Below are 12,144 nucleotides of genomic sequence, written 5' to 3'. Positions count from 1 at the left end.
TTCAGGCGTGGCTGTGCTCGTGCTCGGTTGCGGCGGCGGCCTTGGCAAAGGCGTCGGCATAGCGATTGGAGACGGGCGACCATTTGCCGGTGGCCAAGTCAACAGCAAGGACTTCGCCTTCAGCGATGTCGTAAACCCAGCCGTGGAGCGTGATGTCGCCCATGGCCAGGCGGACGGCGACGGAGGGATGGGTGCGCAAGTGCTGGAGCTGCAGCAGGACATTTTGTTCCAGCAGCATCAACAGCTTGTCGTGTTCATTCAGATCCCCGCCGATCGCTGCGACGATTTCCACAGCGGCGCGCGAATGGCCGAGCCATTCCCGAACGTGCGGCAGCCCGCCCAGCTTGTCGAGGTTCAGAGCGCCCTTCATCGCGCCGCAATCGGTGTGCCCGCATACGACGATGTGCGATACCTTGAGCGCCGACACGGCAAATTCGATGGAGGCGGTGATACCGCCGGTCTGGCTGCTGTGCGGCGGCACGATATTGCCGGCGTTGCGGCAGACGAACAGGTCACCCGGCTCGGTCTGGGTGAGCATCGCGGTTTCGATGCGCGAATCGGAGCAGGTGATGAACAGGGCTTCGGGGGATTGGCTCTTGCTCAATTTCTCGAAGAACGCCTGCCGCTCGGGGTAGACTTCCTGCTGGAAACGGACGACGCCGGCGGCGAAACGAGGCATTGGGAACTCCCCAGCGGATTTGCCCTGCCAACTGCCCGGGACGTCCGGGTATGATCAGGAGCCGCTTTTCTCGACCTTGGGAAATAGCAGATAATTACGGAAATGCAATTCAACCTTATGGGCTGCGGCGGTGTTTGATGCGGCCCGGCGCTGTGCCGTGACCCGCTGGCGATGGCGGAGGATGACAGCGCCCATCCTGCACGGTAATCCACCTGCATGACTCACGCCGCCTATCCTGCCGCTCGCCTCCGCCGCACCCGCATGACCGCGTGGAGCCGCGATCTGCATCGCGAAACCAGCCTGTCGCCGGCCAATCTGATCTGGCCGCTGTTCCCGACCGAAGGCCATGACCAGGCCGTGCCGGTGGGCACCATGCCGGGCGTATCACGGCTGAGCGTGGACCGGCTGGCCAAGGCCGCCAAGGAGGCTGCTTCGCTCGGCATTCCGGCCGTGGCGCTGTTCCCGCACACCAGCGCCGACAAGCGCAGCGAGGATGCGGCAGAGGCGCTGAACCCGGACAATCTGATCTGCCGCGCCATCCGCGCCATCAAGGATGCAGCGCCAGAGATTGGCGTGCTCACCGATGTGGCGCTCGATCTCTACACCAGCCATGGCCACGACGGCCTGTTGAGCGAGGCCGGCGAAATCCTGAACGATGCGACGGTGGAGATGCTGATCGGCCAATCGCTGAACCAGGCGCGGGCGGGGTGCGATATCATTGCGCCATCCGACATGATGGACGGGCGGGTGGCGGCGATCCGCGCCGGGCTGGAGGCGGACGGGTTCCACAACACGCAGATCATGGCCTATTCCGCAAAATATGCCTCGGCCTTCTATGGCCCCTATCGCGATGCGGTGGGCAGTGGCGGTGTGCTGAAGGGCGACAAGAAAACCTATCAGATGGACCCGGCCAATAGCCGCGAAGCGATCCGCGAGGTTGCGCTGGATATCGCGGAAGGCGCGGATTCGGTGATGGTGAAGCCGGGGATGCCGTATCTGGACATCATCCGTGCCATCCGCGACGCGTTCGATGTGCCGGTGTTCGCGTATCAGGTGAGCGGCGAATATGCGATGATCGAGGCGGCGATTGCGGCGGGCGTGCTGGATCGGGACCGCGGTGTGCTGGAGGCGCTGATGAGCTTCCGCCGGGCGGGCTGTGCGGGGGTGTTGACCTATCACGCGCCGCTGGCGGCGCGGTTGTTGGGCGCGTGAAACGGCCTAAACCAGGCCGAATCTCCCGAATCAAGCGACGGAGATTAAAGTTTTTACTTGCATCACGGTACACAAAAAAAATCTAATATCTGAAGGAAACCTGCGCTCTCATTGCCTGCTTTTCAAGTTCCTTGATTGACCTCTGTTGAGCATTAATAGTATTTTTGAGACCTAATTTTACCTTGTTAAGCGTATCTATTTCTTCTCGAAAATAATTTTCATTTTTAATGATTTGATTTTTTAGATTTTGCAACTCTTTTTGGCAATCATCACGCATCTGACGCGCGCCTTTTTGAAGCTCGTCAATCGTTCTTTTTAGACTGGCTTCATTTTTCCAGACGTTCTTTTTCCAGCGGTCGAAATCCGTTGATAGTTCTTCATATTCTTTTCTTAGAATAAGAACTTCGTCTCGAGCAAGTGAAAGCTCAATTTCGGTAATAGAATGTCTTTCCTTTGTCAATAATAATTCATCATTTACAATCCTAAGTTCGTTTTCCGCCCTCGATTTTTCCCATGTTGCCTTTTCAACTTGAGCAATGAGATCAAATTCAGGCTTCTCCAAAGCTGACTCGATCGCGCTCAGAAGCGGACGAAAACAACTTTTCAGCTGTTCTTGATCATGAACTAAACTATTTTTACTAATGTAACCTTCCGACTCAAATAACTGTTCAATATGACGATCAACTATCTCCTCAAAGTAATTTACGATTCCCATATCGACACATCCCATAGGCGCAGACTGTTTAACTAGGCTAAATTACTTGGACGCTTATCTACCATCCACAGTGAACCCTAAATATACATCATAACGCCATAGTAACGTTTATTTTAAGTTAATCTGCCCCCTCTGACAGGCCATTCAAGGCGGCGTGGGAACCATCTTTGCGTTGCATTCCAGCAATGACGTTGAAATTGGCTTGAGCGGCGTCCCTTGCACTACACCATCCCCTGCCGTAACGCGCCTCCATGACGGATCGGTTGCGCATCGCGGTGTTGGGGGCTTCGGGTTATACCGGGGCCGATCTGGTGCGTCTGGCCATCACGCATCCGCGCATGGAGATTGCCGCGCTGGCGGCCAATGCCAAGGCCGGGCAGACGATGGCGGCGATCTGGCCGCATTTTGCGCCCTACCCTGCCCTGCCCGCGCTGGTGAAAGCCGACGAGATCGATTTTTCCGGCATCGATGCGGTGTTCGGCTGCCTGCCGCATGCAGCGTCGGCGGAATTGCTCAGCGGGCTGCCGGGGCAGCGCATCATCGACCTTTCGGCGGATTTCCGGCTGAAGGATGCCGGCACCTATGCCGATTGGTATGGTGTCGCGCACCCGGCGCCGGAATTGCTGGCCGGTGCGGTCTATGGCCTGACCGAATTTGCGCGGCGTTCGTTGCCGGCGGCGCGGATCGTCGCATGCCCTGGCTGTTACCCGACCGCGGTGTTGCTGGCGCTGCTGCCGCTGGTCGCGAGCCATGCGATTTCGGCCGAGCGGATCACGGTGAATGCGCTGTCCGGCGTGTCTGGCGCCGGGCGCGGGTTGAAAGAGGCCAATCTGTTCCCCGAAGTGGCCGAAGCCGTGCACCCCTATGGCATCGGCCGGCATCGCCACATGCCGGAAATGGAGCAGGAACTGAGCCTTCGCGCCGGGCGGGACGTGACGATCAGCTTCACGCCGCACCTGGTGCCCATGAACCGCGGCGAGCTGGTGACCATCGTGGTCGAAACCGCGCATGGCGTGGATTATCTGCGCGAGGTGCTGGCCGATGCCTATATCGCCGAGCCGTTCGTGCATCTGCTGCCCATTGGCGTGGCGCCTGCCACCCGCATGGTGCGCGGGTCCAACCATGTGGTGATCAATGTCTTCGCCGATCGCGTGCCCGGCCGCGCCATCGTGATCGCCGCCATCGACAATCTGGTGAAGGGATCGAGCGGCCAGGCCGTGCAGAATTTCAACCTGATGTTCGGCTTGCCAGAAACCATGGGCCTGGAACAGGCGCCGCTGTTTCCGTGAGCCTTCACCCATTTGGTTCGCAGATGCCGCTACTGGCCGATGATGTGTTCATCGCGCCCGGCGCGCAGATCATCGGGCGGGTGACGATCGGCGCGGGCAGTTCGATCTGGTTCAACTGCGTGCTGCGCGGTGATGTCGGGGCGATCACGGTGGGCGCGCGCAGCAACATCCAGGACGGAACGATCGTGCATGTCACCGGTGGGCGGTATGACACGGTGATCGGCGATGATGTGCTGATCGGGCATGGCTGCATCATCCACGGCTGCACGATCATGGATCACGCGTTCATCGGCATGGGGGCGGTGGTGCTGGACGGCGCTGTTGTGGAACCAGACGCGATGCTGGCAGCGGGCGCCTTGCTGACGCCGGGCAAGCGGGTGTTGACGGGGGAATTATGGGCCGGGCGGCCGGCGAAATTGCTGCGGCTGTTGAGCGCGGAGGAGATTGCGCGCAATCGGGCCGGGGCGGCGGGCTATGCGCGGTTGGCGGGGGTGTATCGGGGGGAGTGAAGGCCCACCCCCAGCCCCCCCGGCAAGCGGGAGGGGAGCAGAAGGTTCACGCACGAAAGGCTCCCCTCCCGCAGCCAAGAGGAGTTGCGGGTCGGCCTATTTGTCCGTGCCTTTCGTCTTCCCCCATTGGCGGGCTGCGGTGTAGCCGAGGTAGCCGGTGCCGAAGAGGGCGTAGAGCGGTTCGGGCAGGCCGTTCAGATAGCGGGTCATGCCCTGGCCGATGTCGTGCGCCATTTGCGGCTGCACGGCGGCGATCAGGCCCATCGGGATCGACCACAGCAGCAGCGCATACATCACATACAGAAAGCTGGGGCGGGCGCGGCTGGTCCAGGGATCGTTGCTGCCCGCCTCCGCCACGATGGCCGACAATTGCGTGTTCAGCAGTTCGAGTTCCTGGCTGTTCTGCAGCTTCAGCAGTTCGAGCTTGGCGGCGTCGCGGGCCTTGGGATCGGGGATGATCTTGTCGATCAGGCCGGCGACGGGGGCGATCAGGGCGTTTAAGATGGACATTGGGGGGTGCCTTTCCTTGCGTGGAAGGCAACATGTTTAACCCTATTGGTTCGTGTAGGACAGGGCAGGCCGCTCGACTTCGCCGAGTCGCCCTCTCCCGCGAGGGGAGAGGGGAAACAGAAGGGGGAAATGAGAATGGTCGGAGCGACAGGATTCGAACCTGCGACCTCCAGACCCCCAGTCTGATGCGCTACCAGGCTGCGCTACGCTCCGAGCCAGCGCGGGGGTTACAGGCTGGCGGCGCCAGATGCAACAGCGCTGTCAAATTCGATCCCGGATTCAGTCCCGGGGTCAGTCGATATTTTCGATGCCGTAGGTCTTCATCATGTCGTACAGCGTCGGGCGGCTGACGCCGAGCAGCTTGGCGGTCGTGCTCATGTTGCCATCGCTGCGGGCCAGGGCGCGGCGGATGGCCATGCGATCGGCGCCTTCGCGGGCGGCCTTCAGAGTCAGCGCGGCTTCATCGCTCTTGGCGACCAGATCGAGATCAATGGCCGACAGGCGATTGCCTTCGGCCATGATCACCGCGCGCTTCATGCGGTTTTCCAGTTCGCGCACATTGCCGGGCCAGTGCCAATCGGCCATGGCGGCGATGGCATCGGGGGTGAAGCCCTTGAACTCACGGCCATTCTCACGCGCGAACTTGGTCAGGAAATATTGCCCGAGCAATGCTGCATCGCCGGGGCGTTCCTTCAGGCCTGGGATGCGCACGACGATTTCGGCGAGACGATAGAAGAGATCTTCCCGGAACCGCTGCTGGACGATCATCTCGTCGAGATTCTGGTGGGTGGCGCAGACGATGCGCACATCGACCGGGATCGTCTTGCGCCCGCCGATGCGTTCGATCACGCGTTCCTGCAGGAATCGCAGCAATTTCACCTGCAGCGGCAGGGGGATATCACCGACTTCGTCGAGGAACAAGGTGCCGCCCTCGGCCAGTTCGATCTTGCCTTCCTGCATCTTCACCGCGCCGGTAAACGCGCCGCGTTCATGGCCGAACAATTCGGATTCGAGCAGATTTTCCGGAATGGCAGCGCAATTGATCGCCACGAACGGGCCTTTCGCCCGCGTAGAGGCATTGTGCAGGCCGCGCGCCAGCAATTCCTTGCCGGTGCCCGACGCACCAAGCAGCATCACCGACACATTGGCGCTGGCGACCCGCTCCACCATGCGCGCCACCTTGATCATTTCCGGCGCGCCGGTGACGATGGTGCCCAGCACCTTGTCCGTGCCGGCCGCGCTGTCGGCCAGGCGGCGGTTTTCGGCTTCCAGTTCCGCGACATGATAGGCACGGCGCACGATCAGGCCGAGTTCGTCGATATCGACCGGCTTGTGATAGAAATCGAACGCGCCCAGTGCGATGGCCCGGCGGGCGCTTTCGCGGGCACCATGGCCGGACGCGACGATCACCTTGGTCGCCGGCCGCGCCTGCAGGATCGCCTCCAGCGTGGCAAAGCCTTCGCTGACACCATCGGGATCGGGCGGCAGGCCCAGATCGAGCGTGACCACGGCGGGGTGATGGGTGCGCAATGCCTCCATGGCGGCATCACGGGTGCCGGCGATGATCACTTCCTGATCGTCATAGGACCATTTCAACTGGCGCTGCAGGCCGGGATCATCTTCGACCACCAGCAATTTTGGCAGCAGCTTGGGCTTGTCGCTCACGCTTGTTCCTCTCCTGCCAGCACGGCAGGCTTGCTGATCCCGTGTGCCATCCGGCCCGGCGGACGCGCAAGCGGCAGCGTGATGGTGAAGCTGGTGCCTTCGCCTTCACGGCTGGCCACGTCAAGCCGGCCGCCATGCGCGCGGGCAATCTCGCGCGCTTCATAGGCGCCGATGCCGAAGCCGCCGGCCTTGGTGCTGTGAAACGGCTGAAACAATTCCTGGCGGATGAAGCGCGCCGACATGCCGTGGCCGCGGTCGGCAAGCGTGACCACCACGTCACTGCCGGCCACCGCCAGATCGATGCGGATCGGCGCACCGGCCGGCGAGGCATCCATCGCATTCTGCAGCAGATGGGCAAACATCTGTTCCAGCCGGCCGCCATCGCCGCGCACGATCTGCGGCGTGTCGGCCGGCAGGTTAAGGCTGAGCGATGGCCAGGCCGCCTGGCGCGATTTGACCAGTTGGCGCAGCAAGCCGGCGATCGGCACCTCCTGATCATCGCCGGTGCCGCCGCCGGCACGCTGCGACAGCCAGGCGAGCAACGCGTTCATCTTTTCCACCGAGACTTTCAGCGTTTCGATCATGTCGGCGCGAAATTCCGGATTGTCGGCATGGCGCTCGGCGTTGCGCGACAGCAGCGACAACTGGCTGACCAGATTCTTGATGTCGTGCAGGATGAAGGCAAAGCGCCGGTTGAAATCCTCGAAGCGCTGGGCCTCCTCAAGCGCGGCCTGGCCGCTGCTTTCGGCGATATAGCTGCCGGCCTGGCGACCCAGGGTTTTCAGTAGTTCCTCGTCTTCCCAGCCCAACTTGCGTGGCACCAGACTGCGCCCGATCAACAGCACGCCGGCCAGATTGTCGCGATTGACCGCCGGCACCGCCAGCCAGAACCGTGTATCGGCCGCCAGCCATTCGGGCAGCGGCGGCGGCGACATGGCTTCGCCGGCGCGAATCAGATCGAGATCCAGCACGCGATCCCCAGCCGCGAGCCAGGTTACCAGCGGGCTGTCGATGGCGATGGCCTGGGGCTGGCTGTCGGGCATCTGCCAGTTGGCCAAGGCCTGCAGCCGATCCTCTTCGGGCACCAGCAGCCAGCCACCGCGCGCATCGAGCACGGTGGCCACCGCCTGCACCACGCGCACCGGCAACGCGGCCGCTTCGCCCGGTGCCGAAACGGTGGTGATGAAGCGCAGCCATTCGGCGCGATAATCATATTGATAGCGATAGAAATTGCGGGCGATGGACATGCGCAGCCGCGCCCGCACCTGATCCGACACCAGTACGACCGCGCCCACCACCGCGGTGGCAAACAGGAAGGTGACCTGCAGCAACACGCCCCAATTGCCGCCCACCAGCTTCAGCGCATAGGCCAGCAGCGACATCGCGATGAGATAGAATCCGACGCCGGAAAAGGCGACCGTCTGGAAGGCGACGGTGCGCGACACGCGCGCGCCCTTCACCCAGGCATCGCGGGTGGAAAACAGGAACAGCAACACCAGGAAGGCATCGACGGCACCGCGGATATTGTAGAGATCGGGCGAACCCGGCGGCAGCAGGAAGGCCAGCGTGTAGAAATTGAGATCATACAGAAACAGCCCGGCCAGCCCGATGGCCATCAGGCGGAAGCCGGAGCGATCGGCCTCCCGGCTGTTGATGAACAGATTGTGGCTGAGCACGACCCCGGTGACCGACACCGCGATGCGCAGCACCAGGAAGAAACTGGCGGAGACATTGCCTTCGCCGATCAGGCTATCCTGCCCGGCGCCGGCCAGATCGATGACCAGTTGCAGCGCCAGCACGAAGCCGAGCACGCCGCCCACCCAGAAGGCCGTGCGATCATTGCCTTCGCCGCCCAGCCAGGCCGGCCGCAGCAGATACAGCAACAGCCCGATCCAGGCGCCGATCTTGACGGTCTGAAAACGCGAAATCCAGATCTGGAAGCCAGGATCGACCAGCATCGTTGCCACGAAGCTGCCAGCCCAGGCAGCGGTGGCCAGCGCGGCGGCGGCCAGCCAGATGTTGAGCGTGCCACGCTGGCGCGACAGCGCAGCCACCGCCAGCGCGAGATAGGCCAGCAGTGCCATGCCATGGCTGAACAGGCCGACGTCGGTCAGCTCGATCATCTGTTGCCTGCCGTCGGTTGCGCCATTGCCACCAGGATCCCCCGCTCGCCGCCACCTGCGGCCTAATCACAGGTTAACCACAGCATCGCCCGCTATGCCAGTGTGACGCAGCATCGGCCGGCGGCGGCGCCCTGTCAGTTTGCAGGGCTGCAGGGCGCCGTGCTGATCATCATCTGGCTGGTGATAAGCATGTATGCTATTTTTTTGCATGCCGCCAAAGCTTGTCGATTCGCCGCCTGATCACGCGGAGCCGGATGTCGGCGCCGCTGCCTTTCCGGTACCCGACACCATCGGCGTGCTGGTTACGGATGCGGCGCGGATGCTGCGCCGGCGCTTTGATGCGCGCGCCCGGCGTATCGGCGTGTCGCGGGCGCAATGGCAGGTGCTGATCGCGCTGGCGCGGGCGCAGGGCATCAACCAGGCGGCTCTGGCAGAACGGCTGGAGGTGGAGACGATCACCGTCGGTCGCATGGTCGATCGGCTGGCCGATGCCGGGCTGGTGGAGCGGCGCGCCGATCCGGCCGACCGCCGCGCCTGGCAGTTGTTCCTGACACCGCATGCCAACAACATGCTCGCCGATCTGGCGCCGGTGGCGGCCGAACTGCGCGCCGAAATGCTGGTCGGCTTTGATGCGGCCGAACAGGCGATGCTGCATGCGCTGCTGGTCAAGCTGCGCGCCAATCTGGGGCGGGAAGCATGAACGCACCGATCAAGCCTGCCGCGCTGGCGGAAGCACCGGCCAGATCGCGAAACCGCACCCGCATCATCATGCTGTCGGTGCCGCTGCTGGTGGTGGCGGTGGGTGTGTATCTGTGGTGGTCCGGCCGGGGCCAGGTCAGCACCGACAATGCCTATGTGCGGGTGGACAAGGTGGCGATATCCAGCGACGTGACCAGCCGCGTGCTGCGCGTGAACGTGACCGAGAATATGCCGGTGCAGCGCGGCCAGGTGTTGATCGAGCTGGCCGACGAGCCGTTCCGCATCGCCTTGGCGCAGGCCGAAGCCCGGCTGGCCGATGCCCGCCTGCAGGTGCGCCAGTTGCAATCCGGCACCGGTGGCAGCGCTGCCGATGTGGCGGCCAAGCGGGAGGCGCTGGCCTTTGCCATCACCGAACTGGACCGGCAGCAGACCCTGATCGATCGCGGCTTTGCCACGCGTGCGCGCTTGCAGCAGGCGCAATTTGCCGTTGCCAATGCGCGCGCCGAACTCAATCGTGCCCTTGCCGATGATCGCAGCGCCCGCCAGGCCGCCGGCATCGCCACCAGCGAAGCCAATCATCCGCTGGTGCTGGCGGCGGCCGCCGCGCGCGACCAGGCGGCATTCGATCTGTCGCGCACGCTGATCCGCAGCCCGGCCAATGGCATCGCGACACAGACCAGCCGGCTGCTGCCCGGCCAGGTGATGATCCAGGGCGTTGCCGGCCTGTCGGTGATGGTGACGGACAGTGCCTTTGTGGAGGCGAATTTCAAGGAAACCGAGCTGGCTGAAATGCGGGTCGGCCAGCGCGCCGAAGTGCGGCTGGATGCCTTTCCCGATATCGTGCTGCCCGGCCGGGTGGACAGTATCGGGGTTGGCACCGGCAGCGAATTTTCGGTGCTGCCGGCGCAGAATGCCACCGGCAACTGGGTGAAGGTGGTGCAGCGCGTGCCGGTGCGGGTGAAGCTGGACGCGCCGCAGCAAGCCAAGTTGCCGATGCCGCTGATCGCGGGCCTGTCGGCCGAGGTGAAGGTGATCACCAAGTGAGCAGCGCCCCGGGCGCTTCTGTGCCGGCGATTGCAACGCCGGGCGCATCGCCGGTCGTCGTCACCATGGTGGTAATGCTCGGCAGTTTCATGACGGTGCTGGATTCCACCATCGCCAATGTCGCGTTGCCGCACATGCAGCCCAGCCTGAATGCCGCCGCCGACAGCATCACCTGGGTGTTGACCAGCTATATCGTCGCCACTGCCATCGCCACACCGATCACCGGCTGGCTGGCGGCGCGCATCGGGCGGCGGCGGTTGTTCCTGTGGAGTGTCGCCATTTTCACGATCGCTTCGCTGGCGTGCGGGCTGGCCGGCAGTCTTTCGGAAATGGTGATCTATCGCATCATCCAGGGCGCTTCGGGGGCGTTTCTGGCGCCGCTGGGCCAGGCCTATGTGCTGGACGTGTGGCCGCAGGAAAAACACGGGCCCGCGATGGCCTGGTGGGGCGTGGGCGTGATGGTGGGGCCGATCCTGGGCCCGGTGGTGGGCGGCTGGCTGACCGAGAATTTCGATTGGCGCTGGGTGTTCCTGATCAACCTGCCGTTCGGGCTGATCTGCTTCACCACGGCCGCCGCATCGCTGCCGGAACCGAAATTGCCGGCCAGGCGGTTCGACATGCTGGGCTTTGCGTTGCTGGCGCTGGGCATGGCGGCGCTGCAACTGGCGCTGGATCGCGGCCAGCAGCTTGATTGGCTGGCAAGCTGGGAAGTGCGGCTGGAGGCGGGCCTGGCCATCGCGGCGCTGTGGGCGTTTGGGGTGCACGCGCTGTCGCGACCCGGCGCCATCATTGATCGTGAACTGCTCACCGATCGCAATGCGCTGACCGGCATGTTGTTCATCACCCTGGTCGGGTTTCTGCTGGTGGCGACGACGGCGCTGCTGCCGACGATGGTGCAGACGCTTTATGGCTATCCGGTGGTGGCGGCGGGCGAGTTGATGATGCCGCGCGGCATCGGCATGATGATCGCCATGATGTCGGCCGGGCAGTTGCTGGGCCGCGGCGTCGATCCGCGCGGCATGCTGGCGGTGGGGTTTGTCTCCACCGGTGCGGCCTTGTGGGGGATGAGCCTGTTTTCGCCTGATCAGGGCGCCTGGCCGTTTGTCGTCACCGGCTTTTTCCAGGGCGCCGGGCTCGGGCTGATCTTCGTGCCGCTGAACACCGTGGCCTTTGCCAGCCTGGCGCCGGCACTGCGCACCGATGCGGCGGCCATCTACATGTTGCTGCGCAATATCGGCGGTTCGATCGGCATCAGCGTGGCGGTGGCCCTGCTGGAGCGGCAGACCCAGATTTCGCACGCCGATATCGGCAGCGGCATCACGCCGTTCAGCGTGCCGTGGGCCGATCCAGCGACATTGGCGGCGGCCGGGGCCGGCGCGGTCGTGTCGGTGATCGATGGCGCGGTGAACCGCCAGGCGCTGATGATCGCCTATCTGGATGTGTTCCGCGCGATGGCGATCATGGCGGTTTCCGTGCTGCCGTTGCTGTTGATCCTGCGCAAGCCACGGCCAGCGCCGCCGGTGCATCTGCCGGATTGAACCTTTTGCTCCTCCCCTTCCAGGGGAGGTGGCGAGCGAAGCGAGACGGAGGGGTGGCGCCAGCCGAAACAGGCGCCCAGCCTTTTCGCTGGGAGCCCCCCTCCGGCGCCCGCGGCGCCACCACCCCGAGGGGGGGCGGGGTTGGTCGGCCCTCCAAGGGA

General features: G+C 63.6%; 11 protein-coding genes and 1 tRNA gene. 6 read left to right on the top strand and 6 right to left on the bottom strand.

Annotated features, from left to right (window positions below):
* Nucleotide 1: 1 nt before the first annotated feature.
* Nucleotides 2-679, bottom strand: coding sequence for a carbonic anhydrase (locus ACTIEZ_RS08850; RefSeq protein WP_439546308.1), 678 nt, complete (start codon nt 677-679; stop codon nt 2-4).
* 216 nt (nt 680-895) lie between these two features.
* Here ACTIEZ_RS08850 and hemB point away from each other — a divergent pair, with 216 nt between their 5' ends.
* Complete coding sequence (hemB, locus tag ACTIEZ_RS08845; RefSeq protein WP_439546307.1) at nt 896-1,891, top strand: porphobilinogen synthase; 996 nt, start codon at nt 896-898, stop codon at nt 1,889-1,891.
* An 82-nt stretch (nt 1,892-1,973) separates the two neighbouring features.
* On the opposite strand, the gene ACTIEZ_RS08840 is transcribed toward hemB, so the two are convergent.
* Nucleotides 1,974-2,606, bottom strand: coding sequence for a hypothetical protein (locus ACTIEZ_RS08840; protein ID WP_439546306.1), 633 nt, complete (start codon nt 2,604-2,606; stop codon nt 1,974-1,976).
* A 251-nt stretch (nt 2,607-2,857) separates the two neighbouring features.
* On the opposite strand from ACTIEZ_RS08840, the gene argC reads away from it, so the two are divergent.
* Both argC and ACTIEZ_RS08830 read left to right on the top strand, forming a co-directional pair.
* Nucleotides 2,858-3,895 carry an N-acetyl-gamma-glutamyl-phosphate reductase gene (gene argC, locus ACTIEZ_RS08835; protein ID WP_439546305.1) on the top strand — a complete coding sequence of 346 codons (1,038 nt, stop codon included), beginning with the start codon at nt 2,858-2,860 and terminating at the stop codon, nt 3,893-3,895.
* Complete coding sequence (locus ACTIEZ_RS08830) at nt 3,892-4,404, top strand: gamma carbonic anhydrase family protein (protein ID WP_439546304.1); 513 nt, start codon at nt 3,892-3,894, stop codon at nt 4,402-4,404. Before argC ends, ACTIEZ_RS08830 begins: the two co-directional genes overlap by 4 nt.
* A 96-nt stretch (nt 4,405-4,500) precedes the next feature.
* Here ACTIEZ_RS08830 and ACTIEZ_RS08825 read toward each other — a convergent pair whose 3' ends face one another.
* The 4 genes from ACTIEZ_RS08825 to prsK form a co-directional block, all read right to left on the bottom strand.
* Nucleotides 4,501-4,914 (bottom strand): holin family protein, encoded by a 414-nt coding sequence (locus ACTIEZ_RS08825; RefSeq protein WP_439546303.1) that lies wholly within the window; start codon nt 4,912-4,914, stop codon nt 4,501-4,503.
* Between the two features lie 136 nt (nt 4,915-5,050).
* Nucleotides 5,051-5,127 (bottom strand) — tRNA-Pro (locus ACTIEZ_RS08820).
* Between the two features lie 78 nt (nt 5,128-5,205).
* The gene (gene prsR / locus ACTIEZ_RS08815; protein ID WP_439546302.1) at nt 5,206-6,579 is read right to left on the bottom strand and encodes a PEP-CTERM-box response regulator transcription factor; all 1,374 of its coding nucleotides are present in this window, start codon (nt 6,577-6,579) and stop codon (nt 5,206-5,208) included.
* Nucleotides 6,576-8,702, bottom strand: coding sequence for an XrtA/PEP-CTERM system histidine kinase PrsK (gene prsK, locus ACTIEZ_RS08810; protein ID WP_439546301.1), 2,127 nt, complete (start codon nt 8,700-8,702; stop codon nt 6,576-6,578). Before prsK ends, prsR begins: the two co-directional genes overlap by 4 nt.
* 208 nt (nt 8,703-8,910) lie before the next feature.
* Here prsK and ACTIEZ_RS08805 point away from each other — a divergent pair, with 208 nt between their 5' ends.
* The 3 genes from ACTIEZ_RS08805 to ACTIEZ_RS08795 are packed head-to-tail and all read left to right on the top strand — an operon-like array spanning nt 8,911 to nt 11,983.
* A complete protein-coding gene (locus ACTIEZ_RS08805; protein ID WP_439546300.1) occupies nt 8,911-9,402 on the top strand; it encodes a MarR family winged helix-turn-helix transcriptional regulator in 492 nt (163 codons plus the stop codon).
* On the top strand, nt 9,399-10,445 hold the full coding sequence (locus ACTIEZ_RS08800; protein WP_439546299.1) for an HlyD family secretion protein: 1,047 nt from the start codon (nt 9,399-9,401) through the stop codon (nt 10,443-10,445). Before ACTIEZ_RS08805 ends, ACTIEZ_RS08800 begins: the two co-directional genes overlap by 4 nt.
* A complete protein-coding gene (locus ACTIEZ_RS08795) occupies nt 10,442-11,983 on the top strand; it encodes an MDR family MFS transporter (protein WP_439546298.1) in 1,542 nt (513 codons plus the stop codon). The genes ACTIEZ_RS08800 and ACTIEZ_RS08795 overlap by 4 nt, the downstream gene beginning before the upstream one ends.
* The last annotated feature ends 161 nt before the right edge of the window (nt 11,984-12,144 follow it).

This window comes from Sandarakinorhabdus sp., assembly GCF_051860625.1.
Classification (GTDB): domain Bacteria; phylum Pseudomonadota; class Alphaproteobacteria; order Sphingomonadales; family Sphingomonadaceae; genus Sandarakinorhabdus.
Note: the sequence above shows the minus strand (reverse complement) of the source record. Positions and strands in the feature narration are given on the sequence as shown.

Bases quoted from the DNA above. Each gene is read 5' to 3' on its own strand.
- ACTIEZ_RS08850 (WP_439546308.1), bottom strand. From the start codon at position 679: ATGCCTCGTTTCGCCGCCGGCGTCGTCCGTTTCCAGCAGGAAGTCTAC.
- hemB (WP_439546307.1), top strand. From the start codon at position 896: ATGACTCACGCCGCCTATCCTGCCGCTCGCCTCCGCCGCACCCGCATG.
- ACTIEZ_RS08840 (WP_439546306.1), bottom strand. From the start codon at position 2,606: ATGGGAATCGTAAATTACTTTGAGGAGATAGTTGATCGTCATATTGAA.
- argC (WP_439546305.1), top strand. From the start codon at position 2,858: ATGACGGATCGGTTGCGCATCGCGGTGTTGGGGGCTTCGGGTTATACC.
- ACTIEZ_RS08825 (WP_439546303.1), bottom strand. From the start codon at position 4,914: ATGTCCATCTTAAACGCCCTGATCGCCCCCGTCGCCGGCCTGATCGAC.
- prsK (WP_439546301.1), bottom strand. From the start codon at position 8,702: ATGATCGAGCTGACCGACGTCGGCCTGTTCAGCCATGGCATGGCACTG.
- ACTIEZ_RS08805 (WP_439546300.1), top strand. From the start codon at position 8,911: ATGCCGCCAAAGCTTGTCGATTCGCCGCCTGATCACGCGGAGCCGGAT.
- ACTIEZ_RS08800 (WP_439546299.1), top strand. From the start codon at position 9,399: ATGAACGCACCGATCAAGCCTGCCGCGCTGGCGGAAGCACCGGCCAGA.